The sequence below is a fragment of the Mesorhizobium loti CJ3sym genome (assembly GCF_000472785.1).
GTDB lineage: Bacteria > Pseudomonadota > Alphaproteobacteria > Rhizobiales > Rhizobiaceae > Mesorhizobium > Mesorhizobium loti_E.
Map to the genome: position 1 here is coordinate 36,445 of NZ_AXAL01000019.1, position 25,136 is coordinate 61,580.

The window sequence follows — 25,136 nt, forward strand, 5'->3', positions numbered from 1 at the left end:
GCGCGACGGTCAGCGGGCGTGACGGCTGGCAACGACGGGCGTCACGGCCTCATGGCGCTTTGCGGGGAGAACAGTGCCGCGGGGATCGGAGGTCGAAGTAACGGCGCCCCGGTCTGCCCAGGCCTGCAGGTCGTCGATCGCGTAGACGACGCGCCCGCCGAGCTTTCGATAGGATGGGCCGGTCCCGTAGGTCCGGTGTTTCTCCAGGGTGCGGCCGGACAGACCCAGGAATCGAGCAGCTTCGGGAGTACGCAGAAAGCGTGGCGGCAAGCCGGTGAGGTTGGCGGACATGATCGGGCCTCCGTGGGTTCATTGAGGCCGCTGGCGATCAGCGGCGGACGAAGGCCACGGTGGCGGAGAGGCGCCGCGAGGGGGGATGGCGAAGAAGGGTGAGCTAAATTCGCACCCCAGTCGTTGCCGCGAAGCGTGTCAGGACTTGCGGCGATGGCGCAGAAGCTTGCGGTAGCCGCCGGCGATCATGGCGCGGCCGTCCTTGACGAGGTCTATGGTGCTGTCTCGAAGCGCCGAGGTCTTCCAGGAATCTGCTGCGACGCGCGGCGCGCCGTAGATGACGTTTGCGATCTCGCGGTAGCTCGCGCCGTTCATGCTGCCGTCGACGGCCTGCAGCATGTGGCGCAGCCTTCGGCGTTGCTGTGCCGTCAGGCGGGCATCGGGGAAAACGCGACGGCTATGCAGTGCGCGCCAGAGCCGCGTCACGGCCTCGATGCGATCGAGACCGTCGGCGTCAAGCGGAACAAGGGCCGCCAGCGGCTTATCGAGCCGCGCATCGCCAAGCACCAGAAGGCGGATGGCTGCGGCACCCTTGCCGTGCACAATGCTCAGCCCCTCCGGGCCTAACTGCGCGTTGCCGAGATCGAGATCAGGTGGCGCAAAGCCTTCCAAGCCCGGCAATGGCAATGGCGGGATCGCCGTGAGCATGATGGTGCCCGGATCGGATTCCGGCACCCAAAACACCGTTGTCTTGATGGCACTGAAAGTCGGGTCGACAGAGAAATCGAAGCCCCCAGCGCATTCGCACCATGTTCATCAGGCGCTCACGGTGCGCGTCGGGACGTTCAGATTCAGCGTAGTCGCGCTGATAGTCGGCGTTGCGGCGCAACCATTCCCAGGCGAGATCCGCGGCGACGAGGTCGTCGAGATAGTCGTACGTCGACGAGGATCGCCACTGTGATGTGTCCGGCCGCATCAGTGTCCTCCAGGCGTGCATGTCTCGTACATGCTGGGAGCGACACGATTGCCGGATGGAAAGACCTCGGGAAGCCCTCGCGTGGACAACGCGCGATGCGGGCGCCGCATCGCGGTCGAGTTAGTGACGGCCCTCGCGGACAAGCTTGCGGTAGCCGTGCTCTGTCATCCAGCGTGCGCGGGCAAGATGGGCGTCGTAGACGCGGCGGGCTCGTTCGGGTTCGAGGTCAGCAGCTAAACCAAAGAGGATCGAGACCGCCTCGTGCCAGTCGGCACCGTCCGCCGCCGCGTCAAGCAGGCGAATATACAGCTTCATGTGCTCGCGATCGTACCTGGTGATCTCTTGGCTCTCTGGTGGCCGGTCCAGAAACGCTTCTTGTGTCACGCCGATCTCCCGCAGCCAGTCATCGCAGCGTCTGCATCATTGTTAGCAGTATCGGCTGGCAGGTGAACGCGCGAGTGCACGAAGGCATCAGGTGATGCGCACGGCGCATCGCCGCGCCGGTCCGTGAGAGGCTAGGACGAACCGGGGGAATCGATCTTCGCACGAACAAGCATCACTCCTTCCCCTTGGTCGGAGGACAGAAAGACGATACCGCTGTTCTCAAGGGTCCGGCGCACCTGATCGCGTGTCGTCTCGTACACCTTGAAGTCGTTCTCGGACTCAAGGCGCTTCAACGCGGTCAGCGATACCAGGGCCTTCTCAGCGAGCGTCTCCTGCGTCCAACCAAGCAACGCGCGCGCGGCCCGCGTCTGTCGGGCGGTGATCATGCATGACCACCTCCTACAGACCTAAATGCGCACGCCAGAACTACGGCTAAAATAGTCGTTCTTTGGTGATATAGCGAGAGAAAAGTGCCGCGCGGAGCTGGCCTTGGGGAATTAAGCCCGAACTGATTCGGTCGCCCGGAAAGGGCTTGGCCCCGCCCGGTGTGTCCGGGCGGGGCGTTGCTCAGGCGGCTCAGTCGCCGTTGCGGCGGCTGGGGCGGGACCAGATGAGGCTGAAGCCTTCGCCTTCCTCGTCGTCGAAGAGGTTGGCGTAGATCGGAGCGTTGAAGCTCGGGTCATCGAGCTTGAGGCCGAGGTAGTCGCGGCCCTCGTTGGAGGTTTTGGACCAGGCGGCGCCGATCTCGGCGCGGCCCACGAAGACGCGGTGGCTTGGGGCGTTCTCGCCGACCTGGCGGCTCTCGGGGACGATGCGGACGTTCTTGGTCTGAAGGCTCAGGGTGACGATTTCGCCGGTGAATTCGTTGCCGGACTTTTTGAAGGTGCCGATGGTCGCCATGGTAGTTCTCCTTGATCTCTGCTTCGAGCCCGCACCATTGCGGCCTCGATGGCGATCGGCAGGCCGGAGGCGATCGACGCGGCATCGCTTGCGACCGCAGCGTCAGCGGAGGATGGCAGCCAGGCGACTTTGTTGTCTCGCGAGGAATGACGGCACAGCCGGCAGGGGAAGAAAGTCGATCGGCGCCATTGCCGCATAGGCGGTCGAGGCGTAGCCGACCTTCGGTCAGATCAGGCCATTGATGAGGCCGTTTTGGAGCGGTCGACCTGTCAGAGGACCTCAAGCGAGAACGTGGCGACCGACGTTCACTTCGAATAACCGGCGCTGCTCTACAGCGCTCAGCCCGCCTTTCGACCATATCCGCGATGTCAGCGGAATGAGCCTCCCAGGGAGAGGACCGCCATTGCATCTGCGATCGACAGCCGCTCGAGGTCGTCATGGCGGTCAATGCCAGACGGGGTACTGCTCGGATCTGTGCCGTGGGGTGGGAACCCTTTGGGCTTCAACGCTCTGTCCGTGACCCTGACGCTGCGAGGAGCGGCTTGGTAGTGATCCTCGCCGTCCTGGCCCTCAAGCTCCGGATGGCGCCTAGTCGCGAGCGACGCCTCGCATGGCTAGCTCGGGCGGTGCCACAGCCAGCAACCGAACCCAAGCGGCAATGCCTACGGTGATCGCGCCCACGATCGAGAAAGCGATTTGCCAGCCCACGGACGGCACAGCGAGCGTCGCAAGACCATGTGTCGCGTGATAGCCGGCGACCGATGCTGGTGCGGCAAAGAGGAGCGCGACCGCAAGACGAGCCCAGACCGGGCGAACGAATGTGAAGGTGAAGTGGCCGACCGCGAGCGTCGCGCCAGCGGTGGCGATGCCGACGATGAACGCGCCGATCGGACCGGCTCCGGTGCCGTAGGCCCACACGCCCGTAGTCACGCCTACGAAGAACGGAAGCGCGTAGACAGCGAGCGTGAACAGGAGCCAGCAAAGGAATCCGATGCCGGCGATGCAAAGGAGGATGCCGAGGAAGATCATGGTGGTGGTCTCCGTGAGAAAAGGTCTGACGGTCGCGCCTCCACAACCACCACGGCGCAGTTTGAAGCATAGCCGAAGATGAGCGGCGGTGGGAGCGGAAATCCGGCAGGACTTTCGCTCCCGCGGCGAGGCTGCCCCGTCAGGGGGCGAAAGGATCGAACTCGTGGACGATGGCGGCCGTATCGCCGTCGTATTCACTGGCGGGCATGACGCCGAGGCTGCCGTCGCCGGCCTGAAAGATGATGATATTGACCATGAGGGTTGCGGCGAGGCTGAAGGCGAAGGCGTGAGCGTCGTTGAGTGACATTGTTCCGGCTCCTGTTTTGGAGGCGGGAGACCATCCCCCGCGCGACAGGCGCCCGATGTGTCCGGTCCATGGCCGCAATCACCGCAGGGGCGAAGCCTCAAGGCCGCACGCTCGCGTAGCGGACCCTTTACGGGTTGATGGCGTCAGGCCATGGGCCGGACCAAGGATCAGCGCTATTTGGAAGCGGGGGTGGTGTTCCCTTGCCCAGGAGCCGTTGTCACGAGCCCTGAAGCCCATTGCCCTTCTGCAATCGGCGCGGGGTATGGTCGGTCGGATCGTTCTGGAGGATTGGTGTGATGGCAGAATTCAAGGATCGTGATCTGCACCTGGTGCAGAAGGCGTTGGCCATCGCAGTGCTGGCGATCGCGCGACACCCGGGGCCGTTTCAGTCAGCATCGGATCAAAGCGAAATGAAAGCGCTGTTGGATCAGCTGATCGATGGCGATGTGGAACTGGAGCACTATGCACGCGCTGCCCGTATCGCGGTGACGGGAAAAGCTGACTGAAAGCAGGTTTTCAGTGGAAATGTGATACGGCTTTGCGGAAATACAGCGGCGCTCACGCGCCGTCCTTCTTGCGGAAGTCGTGGGACTTGATGCCGAGCTTCCTCGCCTTGTCTGCGAGATTGTCCTGGATGCCGGTGCCCGGGAAGACGATGACGCCGATCGGCAGGATGTCTAGCATCGCATCGTTGCGTTTGAACGGCGCGGCCCGGCCGTGCTTGTCCCAGTCCGGGGCGAAGCCGATCTGGGGAACCTTGCGAGTGTCGGCCCATTTCGCGGCGATCAGTTCGGCGCCTCGGGGCGATTTGCCGTGGACCAGCACCATGTCGGGGTGCTTGGCATGGACCTTGTCGAGCACGTCCCAGATCAAGTTGTGGTCGTTGAAGTCGAGGCCGCCGGTCACGGCGATCTTTGGACCTGCCGGCAGCATCACTTCGGTGTCGGCCTTGCTCCGCGCGGCGAGGAAATCGCGGCTGTCGATCATCGCGGCGGTGAGATGGCGGTGGTTGACTATCGAGCCGGTGCGCGGACGCCAACTTGAGCCGGTGTGCTGCTCGTAGTGTTCGGCGGACTGGTCGCGCATAAGCTCGAAAGCGTTGCGCCGTTCGATCATGGTCTGGCCCTGGGCGGTGAGGTTCTCCAGTTCCACCGCCTTGATCTCGGTGCCGTCCTGTTCCCGCTGCAGGCGACGCTGGAACTGCTCGTTGTCATCAAGTTGCCGCTCGATCCGCAGCACGGCGCGGTGGAAGACATTGGTGATGCTCCAGAGCAGGTCGTCGAGATCGGGTTCGAGGCGCGTGTCGGCCAGCGTGGCGATGACGGCGTCGAAGATGTCGGCCACGGCGCCGGCCACTTGTTCGCCATTGGGAAGTGGTCGCGGATCGGGCTCGTCGGCGAAGGGGCGCCAGCCATAGAGCTGAAGTTCGGTCAGGACGTGGTCGGTTGGGGATGCGGCGTGGTGTGGTTCGGTGTCGTCGTGCTCGCGCATGGGATGCTCCCGTCGGTTTGACCGCGACCCCCGCGGCCTTCATGGCGACGAAAGCCCACAGGCGGGACGGCCCGGCACCCGGAGCGCAGCGGAGGGCCGGAGCGGTAGCGGAGGATGGCGACGGCCGGCTATTTTGGCTCGCGATGGAAAGGCGTGGCGCCTCGTCGCTGGCTTTCGCCAGCAATCTCCCGCCGCCGGAAAATAGTCGGTCGCCGCCATTGCCTGGCCGGGCCGCTTGTGGGCCCGATCGCCCTCTAGAAGGCCGGGTCGCGGCTCTCGACCGGCGGACCCGCATCCCTGCGAGGTCGTCGGGGGCGTGCGCCGCGCGCTTCCCCCCGCCGGCTCATGCCGCCCGGTTCAGATAGCGGAAGCGGTCCCTGCGCATGAGCTGATCCGCGATCGATTTGCGGAGTGCGTCCAACCCGAAATGGCGGAGATCGTCGTTAAAGTCCTCCATCGCCGGTGACAGCGCGATCGCCTCGATTCCGGCGCTAGTGGCCCGCTCCATCAGACTGTCGCGGGCACCGTCACCGGCCGGATCATTGTCGCGGATGACATAGAGCCGTTCCAGGGTCGGCGGGAACAGGATGGCGGCGAGATGGGCGGCCGAGAGAGCTGCCGCCATCGCCATGTCGGGCAGGGCGCATCTGAGCGAAAGGGTCGTCTCGATGCCTTCGCCCGCTGCCATGACGCTGCCGGGTGCGCCGAAGCGAACGGCGTTGCCAAGAAGGTCGCCCATTGCCCGTCGCGGCGTGTCGACGGGTGCCTTGCCAAGACCGTCCGGTGCAAGCCAGGTCCGGTGCGCGCCTGTCAGCCGCCCATCCAGATCGGTGACGGCGGCGATCATGGCGGGCCAGGTTTCCGTCGGTCGATGATCGTCAGGGCGGTAGTAGCAGCGCGGATGAAACCGCAGTGATCCGGTTCCGTGCAAAGTCGTAATGCCGCGTCCACGGAGATACGCTTCCACGATGGTTCCGATGATCGGCTGCGACATGCCAAACAGCTGGCGGGCGGCCCCCGTCGACCCGGCCGGGGAGCGTGCGCGCTGAGAGGCTGCAGACACCGGAGGTGCTGCTTCATGGGACAGGCCGAGGAAGGCCCGGGCTTCCTTAGCGACATCTCCGAAGGTTTTGAGCCCAAGCGCCTCGCGCACCACGTCCAGCAGATCGCCATGCTCGCCAGTTGCGGCGTCGGTCCAGCGCCCGGCAGAACCTCTTGCGGAGTCTGCAAGACGGACGAACATGGAACGACCCGGCGTATTGCGCACATCGCCGACGGTCCAATAGTTCCCCTGGCGCCGGCCATTGGAGAGATAAAGCCGGCAGACCGCCTCGGCCCTGTCGGCAAGGCGGCGTGCCAGTGCATGCGGCGGTTCGCGCATGGTGACCTCCTTCAAAAAGAAAGGCCCGCCGTTGCCGGCGGGCCAGTCGTAGGGTCGAGAGGACTATTCGGCAGCCATGATCGCTTCGACGCCGACCTCGTCATCATCGGTGATGCCGTCGTCGTCGGCCATGGCCGTTTCGTCCGCTACCTCCGCCGTTTCTACGACGGCCAGTTCCACAACCGACATGTCGGTTACCGTCTCCCGCCCCGGCGTACGAAGCGGCTCGGGCAACCAGCCGGTGCCGTTAAGCAGCGTCGTCGCTTCTGTCGCCATGTCGCCCTTCTTGAGATGGGCGATCCGGTCGGCAGCGCGTTGGCCCTTCGCTTCGGCGACAGCCTGAAGGATGCGCGCCTTGGTCACGCGACCGAGGAACGTGTCGACGGTCGGCTTCCAGCGCGCCGACATGTCGAGATCGACGGCGTGGGCCAACTGATCGGCATGGACGAGCGCCCGCGGCCGACGGTTCCAGGCCTCGCTGACGCCATTGACCGAGAGGCTGACGATATGGGCGAACAAGGCGGCGCGGCTGTCGCTGTCCCAGTCTCCAAGCGCGTCCCAGAGCTCAGCCGAATCCTTCGGCAGAGCCTTCGTCCAGCCCTCATGCCGGGCATGGATCGCCTCGGCCGAGACACTGTCGTTCAGCCCTAGCGCCTGGGCGCCGAAGCTGACGGTCTTGAGGTCCAGCTCAAGGCAGCTATCCGAGCCATACTGGTAGAAGACCTTGAGCGTCAGGGCATGCAGCGCGGCGCGGAAGGCGACATCTGGATCCTCGCCGAGGGCGTGCCGGAGACCGAGCGTCCGATGCGCCGTCAATTCGGTCATCATTCGGTCGGAGATAGGCGAAAGACTCTCGTCTTCCTCAGGTTCGGGTACCGGATCGCCGTCGGCACCCTCGGCATTGTCGCCGGCCGACGTTCCTTCATCCGTTGCTTCGCCATCGGATGCATTCTCCGGCTTGACCGAAGTCTCATCCTCGGGGCGAACATAGCCCCGATCGACGCGCAGGCGGCCATCGCCAGCGATGCTGATGAAGGCGCCGGCACGGGCGATTTCTTCGGGATCGAAGGACGGCGGCCGTTCGTCAAAGGCCTCGAGTGCGGTCTCGAGTTCGCCCAGCCGCTCGTCGACCTCGTCGGGCAGCTCGTCGGCACCTTCATGCTCCGCAACGACGCGATCGAACTCCGCCTTGAGCGCGTCGCGCGTGGCTTCTTCCTCGGCCGTGAGCGGCACGGGTTCACCGTGGAGGCGTCGCAGACCATAGGTGTGGCCATAGGCGAAATCAGGCGCGACCTCGGTCCACTTCCAGCCCTCGGCGGCAACCGCCTCGGATTCGCCGCTGAGCTTGTCGTTCACCATCTTGTCGATCAGGGCGACGTCCTGCAGCCAGCCACCATCATCGCCCTCGAAGAGATCGCGCAGCACCGAGCCGCCCGCTTCGACATACGCCTCGATGCCGATGAACAGCGCCCGCTTATCAGTGGCACGGACGGCGCCTTCGGTGAGCATGCGCCGGATGGCATAGGCCGACTTGTCGTAGGAGGTTTTGACGCGCTCGAAGACCTGTTCTTGGCGCGCGTGGTCGCCCGACACGGTGAACGCTTCGAGCTGGGCGAGCGTCATGCCATCTTCGGCGTAGACATCGAGCAGCACCGGAGAGACTGATGCGAGCTTCAGGCGCTGCTTGACCACGTTCACCGAGACGAAGAAGGTCGCGGCGATTTCCTCCTCGACCTGACCCTTTTCGCGCAGGGTGAGAAACGCGCGGAACTGATCGAGCGGATGGAGCGGTGCGCGCTGGACGTTTTCGGCCAGAGAGTCCTCCTCCGCAATGCCGCCCTCGCGGACGACACAGGGGACTGGCGCGGTCTTGGCCAGGCGCTTCTGCTTCACGAGCAGTTCCAGCGCCCGGAAACGCCTGCCGCCGGCCGGCACTTCGAACATGCCGGTCTTAGTGCCGTTTTCATCGACGACCGGGCGGACGGTGAGACCCTGTAGGATGCCCCGGCGGGCGATGTCCTCGGCGAGTTCCTCGACCGAGACACCAGCTTTGATGCGCCGGACATTGGACTGGCTCAGCACGAGCTGGTTGAAGGGAACGTCGCGGGAGGGCGACAGGGTGATGGTGGGCTTCTTCTTGGCAGTAGCCATTGTGATGTACTCCGCGACGGGCGGCCGGGAACCTCTCTCGGCCTCCAACCCGTCACGAAGATCGGCGCCGCCCTCTCACTCTGAGGACGGCGCCGCACAGTCGGCTTTTGGGAAAGGCGCAGAAGCGGAGAAACGGAAATCCGCATCGCCGGCTTTGCTGAAATCAGGCGGCCCGGTCGAGGAGCTTCTTGGCCTTGCCCTCCAGGTCGAGCCGGGCATCCTGGTGCGGCTTGTCCCGCGCGACGGCGGTGATGCCCTGCACGAAGTCGAAGACGCTCGCGGGCTTGCGTCCTTCTTCGGCGAGCACAGTCTCGATGATCTTCGCTGTCTCCGCCTTGGAGAAGCCGCGCTTGCGAAGAAACTCCGTGCGATCGTCGTCGCCGCGGGCGACGATCTTTTCGCGGGCCGCCCGGATGCCGTTGACGAAGGGCATGGGCGAGGAGTTGGCGAAACGGGTCAGCGCCGGCGCAGCCTGGTGTGCGAAGCGTGAGGCGGCATATTTGGAGTGGCGGATAGTGATCTCCTCGAAATCCTCGACGCCCCAGAGATTGCGGTTCTGGCACACGGCGCGAAGGTAGAAGCTGGCGATGCCGAGCGTTTTCGCGCCGACCTCGGAATTCCAGCAATAGAAACCCCGGAAGTAGAGATCGGGCGAGCCATCCGGCAGCCTGCCTGCTTCGATTGGGTTGAGGTCATCGACCAGGAAAAGGAACACGTCGCGATCCGAAGCATAGAGCGTGGTGGTATCCGAGGTGATGTCGACGCGGGGATTGTAGATACCGGTCGACCAGTCGAGCACGCCGGGGATCTTCCAACGCGTGTCGCCGGTGCCATTGCCGGCGATCTGCTGCACGGCCGCAACCAGTTCGTGATCATAGATGCGCCCATAGTCCGGGCCAGTGACGGCGCGGAGCTCGACGCGCCCGTTATCGAACTCGAGCGTCTTGACCTGCTCGGCGCGATGCGCGGTCAGGCCATATTGCAGGTTGATACCGGCGAGCGGTGCCGGAAGTTGACGCAGGTAGGTCGCCGGCGCGCCCACGATGCCGGCGAGTTGACCAAAGCTCCAATGCGTCGGGGCGACCGGCCTGTCGGCACCCGGAAGCACAAGGGCAAGCCGCTCGGCATCGTCGCGGCTGGCTTCGACCCGGATCGCGGCGCTGTCGACGGTGCGGGTCCGGCTGCGCTCGGTCCGCCCCTGCACAGAAGCCATCAACGCGGACAGCGAGAGGTAGCGCTCATCAGCCGGGCGGTTGAACCACTCCGAGGAAACACGCCCGATGCGCTCGCCGCGGCTCGCATCCACTTTGTAGCCGCCGGGTGCGTCGCGGCCGGCATCGATAGTCACTGAATTGTTCATGGGAGTTCTCCATGACGGGCGCCGGAAGCCTCTCTCCCAGTCCTTCGCCGTCATTGCCCTCCAAACCGCCCTCTCACTCTCGCGATGCGCAAGACCGACGCTGAGAGGAGGGGCTCCGCGCTGTCGGCGCCGTGCCGCGTCAGGGATGGAAGCCCGAAGGGTGAAGACCCGCAGAGCGGGGCTTCAGCGCCAGCCGAGAGCCCGGCCCGAAGGGACGCCCATCTCGACTCATTTGCGTTTCGCGATAGAGTGCGCGGCATGTGCAATGCCTACGAACAACATGTGAAATGGGTCGAATACGTCCAGATGATGCAGGCACTCGAGCTTGGCGTCCCGACGCAACAGACCGAACTCGACCTGCCGGAAAGCGACGATATCCGGATCAACGAAATGGCGCCGGTGATGCGCGCTGCCGGCAACGGCATTGAATTGGTGCCAATGAATTTCAGCTTCCCACCATCCAATCCGAAGGGTGGCCCCGTCTTCAACTACCGCTCTGATGGCCGGTATTTCGACAAGAGCAACCGATGCCTCATTCCCGCATCGGCCTTCTTCGAATTCACGGGCAAGAAATATCCAAAAGCAAAGCATCGGTTCACGCTGAACGATGCGCCATTCATGGCGATCGCCGGCATTTGGCGCGAAGGCGCAGATGGCTCCAGGCCGGCCTTCGCCATGCTGACCACCGAGCCTGGTCCCGATATTGTTGCTTATCATGACCGCCAGGTCGTGGTGTGTGGTGCTGCGCCCAGCCGACTGGGCGCACTGGATCTACCTCACGAAGACAGAAGCCGAACTGCTGCTCCCCCTACCGGAGGGCTCACTCGCGGTTGAAACCGTTCGACAGGGATCGGACTAGGGCGGCGTGGGTAGGCCAAAGGCCGGAATGGAGCTCATTCCAACCGGCCGGTTCCACCCCAAAGCGGCCCTTCGACCGCACTCACGGATCGACCGCTTGCCGCTGCCCACGAGGCGTCAAAACTTCTTCGGCGCTCATACGCCGCAGCTTCGCTCCGGGGCGATTACCTAGAATGGGCGATCAATTGGCATTCTCCAAACTCGCACTGTAGTATTGGCGTGGGGGAGACGCGTCGTTTGGCGCCGCCGTAACGCGGCTCTGCCCTCAAGGTTATAGTTGAGGGCCTCAAATTGGACGACAAAAAAAATCGACGCGGCTCGATCTGGCATCGCTGGGACCCCCACATCCACGCGCCAGGCACCATTCTCGCCAACAATTTCGGCCAGAATGCTTGGGAGCCCTACCTGCAAGCGATCGAGCAGTCATCGCCATGCATCCGCGCCCTCGGCATCACCGACTACTACAGCTTCACTCTCTACGAGCAGGTGGTCGCTCATAAGAACGCTGGGCGTCTGCAAGGTGTCGAGCTGATTTTCCCCAATGTCGAGATGCGCTTCGAGATGGGCACATCCTCTGATGGCGTCATCAACTTTCATCTCCTGGTCTGTCCCGACGAGCCCGACCACCTAGAGAAACTGCAGAGCTTTATGAGGAAGCTGACCTTCGAGGCGCACGGCGAAACTTACGCTTGCGACCGCGATGAACTAATCCGATTGGGTCGCACCCATAAGCGCGACCCGAACCTCGCGCCGGAAGCCGCGCTAAAGGAGGGCACCAATCAGTTCAAAGTCAGCCGTTCGAAACTCCGGGATGCGTTCGATAAGTCGGAGTGGGCTCAACGCAACATCTTGGTTGGGGTGGCGGCTGGCGAAGGCGACGGGACTGCGGGCTTGCAGGGCGACACGTCGCTGGCGACGATGCGGAAGGAGATCGAGAAGGCAGCGCACTTCATTTTCGGTTCATCGCAGAAACTGCGCGACTTCTGGCTCGGGCTTGGTGCGGCGACCCTTGAGCAGCTCATTCTGGGGTGGGGTGGCCGCAAACCGTGCTTGCACGGTAGCGATGCCCACAGCTTCGGCAAGGTGGGCAAGCCGGATAACGACCTCTACACATGGATCAAGGGCGATGTGACCTTTGAGAGCCTCAGGCAGGTCGTCCTCGAGCCCAGCGCGCGTGTCTTTGTCGGTCCGACGCATCCCATCGGGGCGCTGTCATCCGAAGTGATTGAGCGCGTCACCGTGACAAATGCGTCGTGGTTTTCGAATGGGGCGGTTGACCTCAACGCAGGGCTGGTTGCGATCATCGGCGCACGCGGCTCGGGCAAGACGGCGCTTGCTGAGATCATCGCTGCGGGAGCGTACGCCGCCCGCCAATCCAAGGACGACGAAGCAAAGAAGTCCTTCCTTTACCGCGCCGCCAAGCTCCTCGGGTCCGAATGCTCCACGCTGAAATGGGCTCTTGGCGACGAGACCTACAGCGACCTTCGGGCCGTTGAGACGGAGCAGGTTCTCGATGACTCCCGAGTACGCTATCTGTCCCAGCAATTCGTGGACCGACTTTGCTCCGCTGAAGGGATCACCGACGAACTGCTTACCGAGATCGAGCGGGTCGTCTTCCAAGCCCATCCCGAGGAAGACCGCATGGAGGCGGCCAACTTCGGCGAGCTGCTCTCGCTGCGCGCCGAACGCTGGCGCTCCGAACGTCAACGCCAAGAACTAGCGATTATCCAGACTTCCAACGAGATGAATGTTGAGCGTCAGCGCAAAGACGCGCTCGAAGGCTTGAAGAAGCAGCGCGACACCGTCCAGGCAACGCTGGAGAAAGACAAGAAGGACCGGCAAGCACTCGTGAGCGGTGGGAATGCGGCCACGAAGGCCGCATCCGAAACCCTCGCAGAGGTCGATGAGGCGGCGGTCGCGCGCCGGAACCTGATTCAAGCACAGCAGCGCCGCCGTCAGACTCTGCTCGCACTGCTCGATGCCATTCGTTCCTGGAAGGAAAGCGTCCTCCCCGGCATGCTACGCGACCTCAGGGATGCCCACACTGAAGCTGGCTTGCGGGAAGCGGACTGGAAGACCTTCGAAGTCGACTTCAAGGGCGATCCCGCTGGTACGGTCAACGCAGCAATCAAGAAGCTTGAGACGAGCACGGCTGGACTTCGCGGTCAGGCCCTTCCGCCACTTACCCCCGATGCTGATATCACGATTTCCCGGCTGGCCGAGGGTGTCGCTCTTGACCAGCAAGCGCTCGGTCACCTCGACGCGGAAGTTGCCCGCCTGACGCAAGTCGTTGGTATCGCGACGGAGAACGCCCGAACCTACAGTCGACTTACGGAGAAGATCACCCAGGGCGAAGCCAACCTCGCTAAGCTCCGGCGTTCGATAGAACTGGCCGAAGCGGCCGACGACAAGATCAAGACGCTGGCGACGCAACGCACCGAAAACTACAAGAAGGCCGTCGCTGCGATCATTGGCGAGGCCAACGAACTCGCAAGCCTATACGAACCGCTTGGTCAGCAGATCGCTGGCCAGCCCGGTGCCCTTGGCAAGCTTACCTTCAATGTTCGCCGTACCGTAGACGTAGAGGGGTGGGCGGCCCGCGGCGAACAGCTGCTCGACGCCCGCAAGACTGGGCCCTTCCAAGGCAAGGGTGCCCTATTAAAGGCCGTCAAAGCAAGGTTGCTGGCAATTTGGGAATCTGGCAGCGCCGACGACATCGCATCGGCGCTTGCAAAGTTTAGAACGGACCATGACCGCGATTTTGTTGCCGAAGCGTTGGAGGACCGCTCCAATCTTGAGCGATACCGCGCATGGGCGGCAGAGCTCTCCGCTTGGCTCTACAGCCTGGACCACATCCGCGTTCGCTACAGCGTTCAATACGACGGCGTGGAGATCGAACAGCTTTCGCCTGGTACCCGCGGCATTGTCCTGCTCCTGCTGTATTTGTCCATTGATCGCAACGATGACCGACCGCTCGTGATCGATCAGCCGGAGGAAAATCTCGATCCGAAGTCCGTGTACGACGAACTGGTCGAGCGGTTCCGCGAAACCAAGCTTCGCCGCCAGATTATAGTGGTGACGCACAATGCTAATCTGGTCGTGAACACCGACGCGGATCAGGTGATTGTCGCAAAGGCCGGGCGCCACCAGCCGGGTGCTCTGCCGACGATGACCTACATCGCGGGCGGCCTCGAAAACCCTGAAATTCGGAAAGAAGTATGCGAAATCCTCGAAGGTGGAGAACCCGCTTTCCTCGACCGGGCCAAGCGGCTCCGTCTCCGCCTATAAAGGATATAACTTCGTTTGACCGAAACTGACCTTCCCTTGCCGCAGAGGCTCGCCGGAAGAGGCACCAAGTACCACGGCCTGCCTATTGAGCTTTTGCTCGACCACAAGATTGCGCTATCGCGAACGTTCGGTTGTGGCGCAGAGGTGCCAACGAGCCGTGACAGCGCAGATGTCCGCTTCTGGGAAGGTCCCATCATGGCTGCAACGGCGCGAATAGGGGCGCAAGGCATTCGTTGGTCACTGACCATTGGCGACCGCTCTCCACCCATCTATGCCATCGCTTTTGCGCTTACGGCGGGCACGGACGACGCGAGCACTATCGAAAGTCCCGTGTCTTCACCTTGATCGGCGTAACCTGCAGCGTGGGATCGACGAGGTCCCGTGGCCGCAGACCCTTCGGCATGCTTCGCGGATCGAGTCCGGGCCCACCATGATGGGCTTCGTCGCCCCGCCCATGGGGAAGCGGAAACGGCGTCTCGCGATTGCCCACGCTGGCGAGTTCCCCCGAAAGGTCGGTGAGGGAATGGGCGACGAGGTGGACCACCTCGCCCTCCCGCTGAATCTTGCCGCGAACTGCTAGCATCGAGGAGGAGAGCAGGACGCGGCGGAACTTCTCGAAGACCTTCACCCAGACCACGACATTGGCGGCGCCAGTCTCATCTTCCATGGTCAGGAACATCACGCCCTTGGCCGAGCCCGGGCGTTGGCGGACGAGGACAAGGCCCGCCGCCTCCAGCCAGCGCCCATCACCCGCCTGCATCGCGTCGCGGCAGGTGACGATCCGGCGCCGCGCGAGATCGGAACGCAGGAAGGACAGCGGGTGGCTGCGAAGGGTGAGGCCGATATGGCCGTAGTCCTCGACGACTTCCCGACCCGCCGTCATCGGCCGCAGCACCAACGCCGGTTCATGGATTTCCGACACGGTCCGCTGTTCGCGAGCCGATGCGGCGGCAAAGAGCGGCAGCGGTTCATCACGCAGGCCCTTGAGCGCCCATAGTGCCTCGCGGCGCGCCAGACCCAGGTCAGGACGGAAGGCGTCAGCCTCGGCGAGTTGGACAAGCGATCCCGCCGGCATCCCGGCGCGATGCCAGAGATCGTCGATGGAAGCGAAGGCCTCGTCGGCCCGGGCTGCAACGATCGCGGCAGCATCGGCATTGGCCAGCCCCTTGACCATGCGCAGACCGAGACGGACCGCGAAGCGACCGTCCTCGCCAATCGGCTCCAGCGTGCAGTCCCATCGGCTCGCATTGATGCAGACCGGCCGGATTTCGACGCCATGGGCCTGGGCATCCCGCACGATCTGGGCCGGCAAGTAAAAGCCCATTGGCTGAGAATTGAGCAGTGCGCAGCAGAAGACATCGGGATGGTGGCATTTCATCCAGCTCGAGGCATAGGCGATGAGGGCGAAGCTGGCGGCGTGGCTCTCGGGAAAGCCGTAGCTACCGAAGCCTTCGAGCTGCTTGAAGGTGTTGGCCGCGAATTCCTGCGTGTAGCCATTGGCGATCATGCCGCCGATCAACTTGTCGCCGAATTTGCTGACGCCGCCGGTGTGCTTGAAGGTCGCCATGGCGCGGCGCAACTGGTCGGCCTCGCCGGCACTGAAGCCGGCGCAGACCATGGCGACCTGCATCGCCTGCTCCTGGAATAGCGGAACACCCAGTGTCTTGCCGAGGACGCGCTCGAGTTCGGGGGTAGGGAACTCGACCGGCTCCTTGCCCTCCCGGCGGCGCAGATAAGGGTGGACCATGTCGCCCTGAATCGGACCGGGGCGCACGATGGCAACCTCGACGACGAGGTCATAGAAGGTGCGCGGCTTGATACGGGGCAGCATCGACATCTGGGCGCGGCTCTCGATCTGGAAGACCCCGATCGTGTCGGCCTTGCGGATCATGGCGTAGGTCGCTGGGTCCTCGGCCGGGATGGTGGCCAGGTCGAGGGTCATGCCCTTGTGCTCGGCGAGGAGATCGAAGCTGCGATTCATGCAGGTAAGCATGCCGAGCGCGAGGACGTCGACCTTCATGAATTTGAGGATGTCGATGTCGTCCTTGTCCCACTCGATGACCTGGCGGTTGACCATGCGGGCCGGCTCGATCGGCGCGAGGTCGTCGAGACGGTCATTGGTCAGGACGAAGCCACCGGGATGCTGCGACAGGTGCCGGGGCGTGCCCTCGAGTTGCTGGGCCAGTTCAAGCGTCATCCGCAGCCGACGATCGGCAACATTGAGGTTGAGTTCGCGGGCGCGCTTCTCGTCGATGCCCTCGCCGTGTCCCCAGACCTGGGACGAGAGCATCTTGGTAACGTCCTCCGGTAGCCCGAGGGCCTTGCCGATGTCACGCACCGCGCCCTTAGTGTGATAGCGCACCACGGTCGAGCAGAGGGCGCTGTGGTCGCGGCCATAGGTCTCGTAGACCCACTGCATGACGATTTCGCGCCGCTCATGCTCGAAGTCGACATCGATGTCTGGGGGCTCCTTGCGCTCCTGGGAGACGAAGCGCTCGAAAAGCAGGTTGTTGCATTCGGGATCGATACTGGTGATGCCCAGCACGTAGCAGACGGCGGAGTTGGCGGCCGAGCCTCGGCCCTGGCACAGGATGTCCTTGCTGCGCGCGAACTGCACGATGGCGTTCACGGTAAGGAAGTAGGGGGCGTATTGCAGGGTCGCGATCAGGCGCAGCTCGTGCTTGATGAGCGCCACCACCTTGTCAGGAACGCCCTCGGGATAGCGTCGCTCGGCGCCTTCCCAGGTGAGGCGTTCGAACGCCTGCTGGGCCGTGAGCCCCGGCAGCATCTTCTCTTCCGGATATTGATAGGCGAGTTCGTCGAGGGAGAAGCGGCACTGCCGCGCGATTTCGAGCGTGCGGGCGAGGGCTCCCGGATAGCGCGAAAACAGCCGCGCCATTTCCTCGGGCGGCTTGAGATAGCGGTCGGCATGGCGCTCTCGCCGGAAGCCCAATTCGTCGATGGTGATGTTGTGGCGAATGGCCGTCACCACGTCCTGGAGGACGCGCCGGCCGGGCTCGTGGAACAGGACGTCGTTCGTCACCACCGTGGGCATCCGCATTTGGGTTGCGAGGTTGGACAGTTCGTGGAGCCGGACCTGGTCGTTGGGCCGTCGGCGCAGCGTCAGCGCGAGATAGGCACGGTCGCCGAAGGTTTCGCGCAGGCGACGCAGTTGCAGGGCGCAGATTTCGTCGGCGCGATCGGGCACGAGAACGGCGATCAGACCCTCGGCATAGTCAGGCAGGTCGCTCCATTCCAGATGACATTTCGCCTTGCCGCCGCGCTTCTTGCCCAGGGTCAGCAGCCGGCAAAGCCGCGAATAGGCAGCCCGGTCCGTGGGATAGACGAGCACCGACATGCCGTCGACCAGATCGAGGCGGCAGCCGACGATAAGTCTGACGCCGGTATCCTTGGCCGCCTGATGGGCCCGCACGATGCCGGCCAATGAATTGCGGTCGACCACCGCAAGGGCCGCGATGCCGAGCGCCGCGGCCTGCGCGAAGAGGTCATCGCAGGAGCTGGCGCCACGCAGAAACGAGAAGTGGCTGGTGACCTGCAGTTCGGCATAGCGCGGCCCGCTCATGCGAAAACCCCATGCAGGAACCACTTATGGGAACCGGTCTCAGGATCCTCGCCGTCACCGGCGCGGTAGATCCAGAAGCGATCGCCGCTTTCGTCCTCCACCTGAAAATAGTCGCGCACGGCGATCAGTTCGGCATCGCGCTGCCACCATTCGCCGAAGACGCGTTCGGGGCCGTCGGCGCGCATGACGCGGCGGCGGATACCGCGCCAACTGAACCAGACCGGCGGATGGTCGGGCAGCAAAGCCATCGTCTCGATGGGTTCAGGATGGCCGAGCAGGCGCGGTGGGCGCGGCCATTCGCCCGGCCAACTCGTCCCGTCATCGGGGGCGCTGGGCGCAACGCGACGAACCGAGCGTTCCGGCACGTCGCTCTCGACAGGGGCGAACCGGTAGAGCCGCTGTTCACCGATCCGGTTGGCGAGCGTATCGATGAGGTCGGTAATGTCGGGTTCAGGCCCCTCGACCTGCGAGGAGATGATCTGCTTGCTGCCGAACGGCTCGGCGAGTGTGGCGGCCAGCGTCATCACCTCGATGCCGAAGCCGGGATCGATAGTCTCGATGCGATCGGTGAGGAGCCGGGTCAGCCGTTTGACGTCCCGCACCGGCACGGCGGTGCCGGCGCGGATGGCCTCGATGCGGTTGTCGACGCGATGAAACAGCAGGTCAAGCCGGCGGGCGCCAAGCCCCTTGGCCTCGAGCGCTTCGCAGAGCGCGGCGACGAGCTTGCCGGTGTAGCGGGCGATGGTCTCGGCGGCGCCGATCGGCTCGCCGAAGGGCCGGCGCACCTCGATCAAATCAGGAGAGCGGATCGGCTCGAAGGGTTCGCCACGCCGGCCCATGGCCTGATCGAGACGGCGGCCGAGCTCGGGCCCAAAACGCAGGGTAAGCGAGGCGCGCGGCGCCGCCTCGACTTCGCCCACGCGCTCGAAGCCGAGCGTATGCAGGCCTTCGACGATCTCCGGAGCAAGACGCAAGGCACCGATCGAGAGATTGCGCACGATCGACGGCGCTTGCCCCAGTGGCGCGACGAAGGTCGGCCGGGCGAGGAAGCGCGCGCAGGCATGCGCAGCGCCCCAGGTGTCCGCGACGGCGACACGCGCCTCGATGCCGGAGGCTGCCATACGAGACACCAGTCCTTGGAGCATCGCGTTCTCGCCGCCATGCAGATGGTCGGCGCCGGTCGTGTCGATGATGAGCCCGTCGGGCGGATCGGCGGCGACGATCGGGGCATAGCGCAGCGACCAGAGCGCCATTCGATCGAGCCCCGCGGCATCGCCCGACGCATCGAGGTCGAAGCTCTGCAGATTGGGCACCAGGACCTGCGCCTTGCTTGCGGGGATGCCGACGCGCAGGCCAGCCGCGCGCGCCGCCGCATCCACGGCCAGCACGAGGCGCCGGTTTCCCTGCCGGCCGAGCATCACGATCGGGGTCTCAGCCGAGGGCGCGGACTGGCCCAGGGCGCGCCTTAGGCGATCGGTCGGCCAAGTCGGAAAATAGAGCGAGACGACCCTTGTCATCGCAGGCTTCCACTTCAAAGTCGGCGCTTTCTCCAGCCCGCACCCGGATCAGCTCGAGTTGCCAGCGCGCGCGGCCGACGCCGGGGACTGGCAGGGGGCGGGAGGGAAGCGCAGTGACGCGCCAGCGGCTGACCGCCGCGGTCGGTTGTCCAAAATCGGTTGCCTCGGTCTGCCGGCGCCAGCGGCGGATGGCGATGCCGATGGCGCCAGAGGTTTCGGCGGCCAGTTGCAGTCGACGGGAGGCGGTCATCGAAAGGCGGGCCAGTTCGGCCACGACGCATCCTAGGCCGCCATGGCGAAGCCCCTCCTCGAAACAGGCGAGCACCGAAGCCTCGTCGCCCGCCTCGACATAGACGACGCGGCCGGGCAGCAGCCCGGCCTGGGCGAGGGCAGGGGCGAAGAGATCCTGCCGGGTGACACACCAGAGCACCTTGCCCTTGGTGCGCGCGGCGACGCCGGCGGCGAACAGCGCCGCCGCAGCCCCATCGATCGCCCCGTTCCGGCCGCCGGCAACCTCGTGCAGCGCGCCGAGCGCCAACCCGCCTCCCGGCAGGACCTTGTCGATCGAGGCGACGCCGAATGGCAGCGTCGCGCGGTTACGCGCCGGCCCGCCTTCGAGGCGCGCGATTCGCTCGCGAAGCGCGGCGATAGCAGGGCTGGCGGCCGGCTGACCCATGAACGAAACACTCTCAAACTGTCTTCCCAATGGATTTTCGGGGCTGATATGTTCCTTATTTGTTCTCTTTGGTGTCCGAGAGTCAATCGGACTCGTTGCGCCGCTCCGAGAGTTGATCCCAGACTGTCCTTGATCGAGGTGCGGTCTATCTTGATATGCCACAGGTGATGCAGGGACGGCGAAGTGGGCGAGCAAAGCGATAGAGACCAACAAGTTGATGCGCCGGGGGAAGGGACGGCCATCCTTCGCAGGATCATCCATGTCGACATGGATGCCTTCTTCGCCTCGGTCGAACAGCGCGACAATCCGGACCTGCGCGGCAAGCCAGTGGCGGTCGGGGGCTCGGCGGCGCGCGGTGTGGTGGCGGCTGCGAGCTACGAGGCCAGAAAGTTCGGGGTGCGATCGGCCATGCCCTCGATTACCGCGAAGCGTAAATGCCCAGAGTTGATCTTCGTGCCGCCGCGCTTTGACGCCTACCGGGCCGTCTCCCAGCAGATCCACGCGATCTTCGCCGAGCACACGCCACTCATTGAACCGCTCTCACTCGATGAGGCCTATCTCGACGTCACCGACAATCTGCAGGGCATCCCCGTCGCCACGACGATCGCGGAAATGATCCGCGCGAAAATCAAGTCCGAAACCGGCCTGACGGCCTCGGCCGGCGTTAGCTACAACAAATTCCTGGCCAAGCTCGCCTCCGGCCAGAACAAGCCCGATGGGCTGTTCGTCATCACTCCGAAGCAGGGTCCCGCCTTTGTCGAGGCCTTGCCCGTGCGGAAGTTTCATGGCGTTGGCCCGGCGACCGCAGCCAAGATGGCTCGGCTCGGCATCGAAACTGGTGTCGACCTGCGCGCAAAGAGCTTGGCCTTTCTGGAGGAGAAGTTCGGGAAAGCGGGTCCATACTATTACTGGATCGCCCGCGGCATCGACGAACGCCCGGTGCGGGCCGACCGCGAGCGCAAGTCCGTTGGAGCCGAGGACACCTTCGCAAGCGATTTGTTCGATCTCGAAAGTGCCCGCAAGGAGCTGGCGGCATTGGTCGCCAAGGTCTGGCGATATTGCGAGGCAAGATCGATCCAGGGTCGCACGGTGACATTGAAGGTGAAATTCGCCGACTTCCAGCAGATCACGCGCAGCCGCACGATCGGGGGTGTCATCGAGGGCGAAGCCGACCTGGCGACCGTCAGCGGCACCCTCCTCGATCAGGTATTTCCTGTCAGCAAGGGGATCCGCCTGCTCGGGGTGACACTTTCAAATCTCACCGGAACGCGAACCGAGGCCGATCGGCAGATGTCGCTGACGATCTAGGACTGGCTGCACCTATCGGACTGCTTTTCGGATCCGCTCTGTCAGCGTTTGTTCGACATCGAAATAGCCCTCCCAGGCGTCGGACTTCTGAGCCCGGGCGGCGGCAGCGAAAACATCAAATGCGCTGGCGCTCTCGAATGTCGGCAGTTCATCCCAAGTGACGGGCACGGCGCATGACGCACCGGATCGCGCCCGGGTCGACCACGGGCAAATTGCCGTGGCGCCCTGTCCGTTGCGGAGATAGTCGATGAACATGCGGCCTTTGCGTCTCGCCTTGCTCATGTTCGCGACGAAGCGGGACGGATCCGTGCGGGCAAGCAGTTCGGCGAAGTCCTGGCAGAAGCTCTTGACCGCTTCCCAGTCGGCCTCGGGAACGAGTGGAACGACGACGTGGACACCCTTGCCACCGGACAGCAGCGGCCAGGATTGGAGGCCGAGGGCGTCCAGAACGCCGTGGATGTCGAGTGCGGCCTCCTTGACGTCAGCAAAGCCCAGGCCCTCGTCGGGGTCGATGTCGAAGATTATCCGGTGCGGCAGGCTCGGCTGCTGGCGCAGGCTGCCCCAGACGTGGAATTCGAGCACGTTCATCTGGACGCCGGCGATCAGCCCTGCCAGGTCGTCGACCCAAACGATCCGGCTTTCCTTGCCGGACATCTTCTCCAATTGGCCATCATGGATAGCCTTGGGCATGCCAGGCAGCTTGTGCTTTTGAAAGAAAGTCTTTTGCAGGTCACCATCGGTGTCGCGTACGAGCGACAGGGGCCGATCCTCGATGTGCGGCAGCATCTTCTCGGCCACGGCGGCGTAGTATGCGGCGAGCGCGGCCTTGGTCACCTCAGTGCCGGGGTACATGACTTTGTCAGGATGGGTCAGCGTCACGCCGACCGCACCAGCGATCTCCTTGCCCATCGCGGGATCAAGATTGGCGCCGGCGGTGGCCGGCGCCCTCGGCATTTCCATCACGACCTGGTCAGCGCGCTTGTCTTCGCGCATGCCCTCAAAGCTGGGGTGCCGCAGGCTGCCGTCCGGAATAGGTCACCTCAGCAACGAGCTCGGGTTTGACCCACACGGCGCGGCGCGCAATGTCGCGTGGCACGGATGCGAAGGCGGGTTTGTCGAGGCGGCGTTTCTCCAGCTGCGCGAGGATGGCCTTGCGCATCGCCTGGGTAAACCCGGTGCCGACGCGGCCCCGATAGATCAACTTGCCGTTCTCATAGGTGCCAAGGATCAGCGACGCCATCCCGTGGCCAGTGTCGCTTGGACGATAGCCGCCAACCACGAATTCCTGTCGTTTTGTGCACTTGATCTTGAGCCAGCTCGCGGTGCGGTCGCCGACATAGCGGCCGTCCGCGCGCTTGGCGATGATGCCCTCATGGCCGCCGGCGCACATGGCCCCGAAGACTTGTCTGCCATTGTCAGCGATGTGGCTGGAAAACTGCAGGCTGTCGTCGGAAGCCCGCTCGCCCAGTAGCGCCGCAAGCCGTTCCTTGCGCTCGAGCAGGGGCCGGTTGGACAGGTCCTTCCCGTCCAATTCGAGCAAATCGAAGGCATAGAACTTGAGCGGCAGGCCAGCAGCGATGCCCGTCTTCAAAATGGAGAAGTTGGTGCGGCCTTCGCTGTCGATGGCGACGATCTCGCCGTCGATCAACGCTGCCCCTTTGGTCAATGTCCGACGGCGGCAGGATCACCTTGAACTGGCGCGTCCAGTCGTGGCCGTTACGGGTATAGACCACGACTTCCGAGCCGGAGACGGCGACCTGCGCGCGGTAGCCGTCGAACTTCATTTCGAAAAGCCAGTTGGCGCCCACTGGTATTTCGCCGGTCAGGGTACAGAGCTGGAACGGGCGAAACTTGGGGAGGGCGTATCGCGGGGTAGATTCTGAGTCTCTGCGCGGTGTGCGCTTCTTGCTGGTGGTAGCCTCTACGGCCGACATGGTAAACTCAAATACATGGTGCGATTCAATACTCCCGGCTGTGATTTTGTTCCACAGGCGCGTTGATGCATCGAACCGGAAGAGTTCGGTCGCGTTGTTCGGGACTGGAACCCAATCCTTGGAGGACGAAATGGCTACTACTCAAACAACTCGTGGCGCAGCCAGGACCGCGCGAAGGTCGCTGGCGGGCAGGATCATGAGGTGAAATACGAGGCGGGCAAGACCGGGGCCAGCAAGGCCGACGTGAAGTCGGCGGTGAAATCGGTCGGCAACAGTCGCAAGAAGGTCGAGGACAAGCTGCGCAAGAAATAAGTCCGGCCACACCGGCGGATGGTTCGCATCGCCACCTTCAATGTGAACGGCGTCAACGGTCGGCTGCCGGTGCTCCTCAAATGGCTGGCGGCCACCAACTACGACATCGTGTGCCTCCAGGAACTGAAAACGTCCGACGAGAAGTTTCCGATCGAGGCCATCCGCGAGGCTGGGTACAGCGCCATTTGGCACGGACAGAAATCCTACAACGGAGTGGCCATTCTATCCCAGGGAACAGACCCGGTCGAACGCCGGCGCGGCCTTCCCGGCGACCTCGATGACACCCATAGCCGCTACCATCGAGGCCGACGTCGACGGGCTCGTTGTCGGCTGCCTCTACCTGTCGAATGGGAATCCGGCGCCTGGTCCCAAGTTCGACTACAAGCTGCGCTGGTTCGACCGTCTGATCACCTACGGACAAGAGCTGCTCGAATCGGGGGCGCCGACTGTGCTGTGTGGAGACTACAATGTCGTTCCAACCCCCATCGACGCGGTGGCGCCGCGACGATGGCTCGGCGATGCGGTCTATTTCCCCGAGAGCCGACAAGCCTATGCCGAGATGCTTGACGATGGATGGACCGACGCGGTTCGGCCCGTCCATCCGGAGAAGGGCGTCTACACCTATTGGAATTTCTCCTTCGGCGGCGGCTACGACAGGAGCTCAGGCCTGCGAATGGACCATCTGCTCTTAAGTCCGTCGTTGACACCGCAGCTACGAGGGGCCGGGGTGGATGACAAAGTGCGAGGGTGGGAAAAGCCAAGCGACCATGCCCCTACATGGATCGAACTCGACTAATCTTACGAGGCTGTGCGGGTGCGAATAATGCTTCCAGGCGCCGTGCCGTACGACCCGACTGAAACCCATTTCTTGCCGTGGTATGCTTTGAGTGCTCTTCCCGAGCATAGGCAGTCATGGGGCCGTTTCATTGACAACAAGCGAAAGCATCGAACTTCATTTCAACGACGCGGATAGCAAACTCTACGGCAAACTGCATGCTGCGCGGCACGACTTGGCTGCTGCTCAGAGCTACGGGCTGTTTCTCCTAAAGAAGCGGTGGAAAGCTAAACCTTGGAGTCGCGGATCCACATACCTGCAGCAATCCGCGTTCGTGACTGCGATGGTTACCTCGTATGGTCGCGCGTTCGGAGGCAGCAGAGGATGGCCACAATTTCCCAAGGAGCTTCTGGATGCCTACGACACCGCAGAAGGTGCTCTGCACAGGAATGTCATCCGCCTGCGTCACCAGGGTTACGCTCATTCTGACTCGCAGAGCTATTTTGTTCGACCGTGGCGGTCGGACTACCATACCGACATCGAGCAGGTGCCCATCTTGGAGTTCGATGCGGCGAGTACCCAAACGCTCGTGACGATGTCTCAGAAGATGATGGCAGCCGTCGGCACGGCGATGCATCGAATAAAGGATCGGTATCCCTAGATCCGTCCCTGCCT

22 protein-coding genes and 3 pseudogenes are annotated in these 25,136 nt (G+C 63.7%); 7 read left to right on the forward strand and 18 right to left on the reverse strand.

Annotated elements, in window-relative coordinates:
• Positions 1 to 9: 9 nt before the first annotated feature.
• The 8 genes from A3A9_RS0124295 to A3A9_RS45305 all read right to left on the reverse strand — a co-directional run bounded on the left by A3A9_RS0124295 (position 10) and on the right by A3A9_RS45305 (position 3,827).
• A complete protein-coding gene (locus tag A3A9_RS0124295) occupies positions 10 to 291 on the reverse strand; it encodes a helix-turn-helix transcriptional regulator (protein WP_027061105.1) in 282 nt (93 codons plus the stop codon).
• 138 nt (positions 292 to 429) lie between these two features.
• Positions 430 to 939 (reverse strand): DUF2285 domain-containing protein, encoded by a 510-nt coding sequence (locus A3A9_RS0124300; protein ID WP_063827791.1) that lies wholly within the window; start codon positions 937 to 939, stop codon positions 430 to 432.
• On the reverse strand, positions 881 to 1,207 hold the full coding sequence (locus tag A3A9_RS44215) for a transcriptional regulator domain-containing protein (protein ID WP_152536167.1): 327 nt from the start codon (positions 1,205 to 1,207) through the stop codon (positions 881 to 883). The genes A3A9_RS0124300 and A3A9_RS44215 overlap by 59 nt, the downstream gene beginning before the upstream one ends.
• Before the next feature lie 120 nt (positions 1,208 to 1,327).
• The gene (locus A3A9_RS0124305) at positions 1,328 to 1,591 is read right to left on the reverse strand and encodes a DNA -binding domain-containing protein (protein WP_027061107.1); all 264 of its coding nucleotides are present in this window, start codon (positions 1,589 to 1,591) and stop codon (positions 1,328 to 1,330) included.
• A 131-nt stretch (positions 1,592 to 1,722) separates the two neighbouring features.
• The gene (locus A3A9_RS0124310; protein ID WP_027061108.1) at positions 1,723 to 1,977 is read right to left on the reverse strand and encodes a helix-turn-helix domain-containing protein; all 255 of its coding nucleotides are present in this window, start codon (positions 1,975 to 1,977) and stop codon (positions 1,723 to 1,725) included.
• Positions 1,978 to 2,167: 190 nt separating this feature from the next.
• Positions 2,168 to 2,491 carry a DUF736 domain-containing protein gene (locus A3A9_RS0124315; protein WP_027061109.1) on the reverse strand — a complete coding sequence of 108 codons (324 nt, stop codon included), beginning with the start codon at positions 2,489 to 2,491 and terminating at the stop codon, positions 2,168 to 2,170.
• 588 nt (positions 2,492 to 3,079) lie between these two features.
• Complete coding sequence (locus A3A9_RS0124325; RefSeq protein WP_027061110.1) at positions 3,080 to 3,520, reverse strand: hypothetical protein; 441 nt, start codon at positions 3,518 to 3,520, stop codon at positions 3,080 to 3,082.
• Positions 3,521 to 3,659: 139 nt separating this feature from the next.
• The gene (locus A3A9_RS45305) at positions 3,660 to 3,827 is read right to left on the reverse strand and encodes a hypothetical protein (protein ID WP_202596406.1); all 168 of its coding nucleotides are present in this window, start codon (positions 3,825 to 3,827) and stop codon (positions 3,660 to 3,662) included.
• A gap of 296 nt (positions 3,828 to 4,123) precedes the next feature.
• Here A3A9_RS45305 and A3A9_RS0124335 point away from each other — a divergent pair, with 296 nt between their 5' ends.
• Entirely contained in the window at positions 4,124 to 4,333 is a 210-nt protein-coding gene (locus A3A9_RS0124335; protein ID WP_027061111.1) for a hypothetical protein, read from the forward strand.
• A 52-nt stretch (positions 4,334 to 4,385) separates the two neighbouring features.
• Here A3A9_RS0124335 and A3A9_RS0124340 read toward each other — a convergent pair whose 3' ends face one another.
• The 4 genes from A3A9_RS0124340 to A3A9_RS0124355 form a co-directional block, all read right to left on the reverse strand.
• Positions 4,386 to 5,318, reverse strand: a complete 933-nt coding sequence (locus A3A9_RS0124340; RefSeq protein WP_027061112.1) for a DUF2493 domain-containing protein — start codon at positions 5,316 to 5,318, stop codon at positions 4,386 to 4,388.
• A 343-nt stretch (positions 5,319 to 5,661) separates the two neighbouring features.
• Positions 5,662 to 6,699, reverse strand: a complete 1,038-nt coding sequence (locus A3A9_RS0124345; protein ID WP_027061113.1) for a DUF7146 domain-containing protein — start codon at positions 6,697 to 6,699, stop codon at positions 5,662 to 5,664.
• A gap of 63 nt (positions 6,700 to 6,762) precedes the next feature.
• A complete protein-coding gene (locus A3A9_RS0124350; protein ID WP_027061114.1) occupies positions 6,763 to 8,850 on the reverse strand; it encodes a ParB/RepB/Spo0J family partition protein in 2,088 nt (695 codons plus the stop codon).
• 163 nt (positions 8,851 to 9,013) lie between these two features.
• Entirely contained in the window at positions 9,014 to 10,210 is a 1,197-nt protein-coding gene (locus A3A9_RS0124355) for a hypothetical protein (protein WP_027061115.1), read from the reverse strand.
• 258 nt (positions 10,211 to 10,468) lie between these two features.
• On the opposite strand from A3A9_RS0124355, the pseudogene A3A9_RS41285 reads away from it, so the two are divergent.
• Positions 10,469 to 11,069: pseudogene (locus A3A9_RS41285) on the forward strand (SOS response-associated peptidase family protein).
• Positions 11,070 to 11,359: 290 nt separating this feature from the next.
• Complete coding sequence (locus A3A9_RS45830; RefSeq protein ID WP_027061116.1) at positions 11,360 to 14,356, forward strand: TrlF family AAA-like ATPase; 2,997 nt, start codon at positions 11,360 to 11,362, stop codon at positions 14,354 to 14,356.
• A gap of 316 nt (positions 14,357 to 14,672) precedes the next feature.
• On the opposite strand, the gene A3A9_RS0124370 is transcribed toward A3A9_RS45830, so the two are convergent.
• Genes A3A9_RS0124370 through A3A9_RS0124380 form a run of 3 tightly spaced genes read right to left on the reverse strand, consistent with a single transcriptional unit; the run spans position 14,673 to position 20,132 of the window.
• Entirely contained in the window at positions 14,673 to 17,939 is a 3,267-nt protein-coding gene (locus A3A9_RS0124370; RefSeq protein ID WP_027061117.1) for an error-prone DNA polymerase, read from the reverse strand.
• Positions 17,936 to 19,456, reverse strand: a complete 1,521-nt coding sequence (locus tag A3A9_RS0124375) for a Y-family DNA polymerase (protein ID WP_033838768.1) — start codon at positions 19,454 to 19,456, stop codon at positions 17,936 to 17,938. The genes A3A9_RS0124370 and A3A9_RS0124375 overlap by 4 nt, the downstream gene beginning before the upstream one ends.
• Complete coding sequence (locus tag A3A9_RS0124380) at positions 19,371 to 20,132, reverse strand: ImuA family protein (RefSeq protein ID WP_027061119.1); 762 nt, start codon at positions 20,130 to 20,132, stop codon at positions 19,371 to 19,373. Before A3A9_RS0124380 ends, A3A9_RS0124375 begins: the two co-directional genes overlap by 86 nt.
• Before the next feature lie 267 nt (positions 20,133 to 20,399).
• Here A3A9_RS0124380 and dinB point away from each other — a divergent pair, with 267 nt between their 5' ends.
• On the forward strand, positions 20,400 to 21,440 hold the full coding sequence (gene dinB / locus A3A9_RS0124385; protein ID WP_082222204.1) for a DNA polymerase IV: 1,041 nt from the start codon (positions 20,400 to 20,402) through the stop codon (positions 21,438 to 21,440).
• A gap of 12 nt (positions 21,441 to 21,452) precedes the next feature.
• On the opposite strand, the gene ligD is transcribed toward dinB, so the two are convergent.
• From ligD to A3A9_RS46520, 3 genes and pseudogenes are all read right to left on the reverse strand, one after another.
• Positions 21,453 to 22,349: a non-homologous end-joining DNA ligase gene (ligD, locus tag A3A9_RS44880; RefSeq protein WP_033838784.1), complete on the reverse strand. Its 897-nt coding sequence runs from the start codon at positions 22,347 to 22,349 to the stop codon at positions 21,453 to 21,455.
• Between the two features lie 88 nt (positions 22,350 to 22,437).
• The gene (locus A3A9_RS46325) at positions 22,438 to 23,106 is read right to left on the reverse strand and encodes a hypothetical protein (RefSeq protein ID WP_275451180.1); all 669 of its coding nucleotides are present in this window, start codon (positions 23,104 to 23,106) and stop codon (positions 22,438 to 22,440) included.
• A 70-nt stretch (positions 23,107 to 23,176) separates the two neighbouring features.
• A pseudogene (locus tag A3A9_RS46520) lies at positions 23,177 to 23,374 on the reverse strand (DNA ligase D); the annotation flags it as partial.
• Positions 23,375 to 23,488: 114 nt separating this feature from the next.
• Between A3A9_RS46520 and A3A9_RS0124395 the strand changes: the two are divergent.
• From A3A9_RS0124395 to A3A9_RS0124405, 3 genes and pseudogenes are all read left to right on the forward strand, one after another.
• Positions 23,489 to 23,686: a DUF3606 domain-containing protein gene (locus A3A9_RS0124395; RefSeq protein ID WP_027061121.1), complete on the forward strand. Its 198-nt coding sequence runs from the start codon at positions 23,489 to 23,491 to the stop codon at positions 23,684 to 23,686.
• Between the two features lie 18 nt (positions 23,687 to 23,704).
• Positions 23,705 to 24,482, forward strand: a pseudogene (xth, locus tag A3A9_RS41290) (exodeoxyribonuclease III).
• A gap of 130 nt (positions 24,483 to 24,612) precedes the next feature.
• Entirely contained in the window at positions 24,613 to 25,122 is a 510-nt protein-coding gene (locus A3A9_RS0124405; RefSeq protein WP_152536171.1) for a hypothetical protein, read from the forward strand.
• Positions 25,123 to 25,136 lie beyond the last annotated feature (14 nt).

What these genes read in the sequence shown, in the direction of transcription:
- A3A9_RS0124355 (WP_027061115.1), bottom strand. Translation starts at nt 10,210, where the DNA reads ATGAACAATTCAGTGACTATCGATGCCGGCCGCGACGCACCCGGCGGC.
- A3A9_RS0124340 (WP_027061112.1), bottom strand. Translation starts at nt 5,318, where the DNA reads ATGCGCGAGCACGACGACACCGAACCACACCACGCCGCATCCCCAACC.
- A3A9_RS0124325 (WP_027061110.1), bottom strand. Translation starts at nt 3,520, where the DNA reads ATGATCTTCCTCGGCATCCTCCTTTGCATCGCCGGCATCGGATTCCTT.
- A3A9_RS0124310 (WP_027061108.1), bottom strand. Translation starts at nt 1,977, where the DNA reads ATGATCACCGCCCGACAGACGCGGGCCGCGCGCGCGTTGCTTGGTTGG.
- A3A9_RS44215 (WP_152536167.1), bottom strand. Translation starts at nt 1,207, where the DNA reads ATGCGGCCGGACACATCACAGTGGCGATCCTCGTCGACGTACGACTAT.
- A3A9_RS0124335 (WP_027061111.1), top strand. Translation starts at nt 4,124, where the DNA reads ATGGCAGAATTCAAGGATCGTGATCTGCACCTGGTGCAGAAGGCGTTG.
- dinB (WP_082222204.1), top strand. Translation starts at nt 20,400, where the DNA reads ATGGATGCCTTCTTCGCCTCGGTCGAACAGCGCGACAATCCGGACCTG.
- A3A9_RS0124300 (WP_063827791.1), bottom strand. Translation starts at nt 939, where the DNA reads ATGCTCACGGCGATCCCGCCATTGCCATTGCCGGGCTTGGAAGGCTTT.
- A3A9_RS0124295 (WP_027061105.1), bottom strand. Translation starts at nt 291, where the DNA reads ATGTCCGCCAACCTCACCGGCTTGCCGCCACGCTTTCTGCGTACTCCC.
- A3A9_RS0124315 (WP_027061109.1), bottom strand. Translation starts at nt 2,491, where the DNA reads ATGGCGACCATCGGCACCTTCAAAAAGTCCGGCAACGAATTCACCGGC.
- A3A9_RS0124370 (WP_027061117.1), bottom strand. Translation starts at nt 17,939, where the DNA reads ATGAGCGGGCCGCGCTATGCCGAACTGCAGGTCACCAGCCACTTCTCG.
- A3A9_RS0124380 (WP_027061119.1), bottom strand. Translation starts at nt 20,132, where the DNA reads ATGGGTCAGCCGGCCGCCAGCCCTGCTATCGCCGCGCTTCGCGAGCGA.
- A3A9_RS45305 (WP_202596406.1), bottom strand. Translation starts at nt 3,827, where the DNA reads ATGTCACTCAACGACGCTCACGCCTTCGCCTTCAGCCTCGCCGCAACC.
- A3A9_RS0124375 (WP_033838768.1), bottom strand. Translation starts at nt 19,456, where the DNA reads ATGACAAGGGTCGTCTCGCTCTATTTTCCGACTTGGCCGACCGATCGC.
- ligD (WP_033838784.1), bottom strand. Translation starts at nt 22,349, where the DNA reads ATGGGCAAGGAGATCGCTGGTGCGGTCGGCGTGACGCTGACCCATCCT.
- A3A9_RS0124350 (WP_027061114.1), bottom strand. Translation starts at nt 8,850, where the DNA reads ATGGCTACTGCCAAGAAGAAGCCCACCATCACCCTGTCGCCCTCCCGC.
- A3A9_RS0124345 (WP_027061113.1), bottom strand. Translation starts at nt 6,699, where the DNA reads ATGCGCGAACCGCCGCATGCACTGGCACGCCGCCTTGCCGACAGGGCC.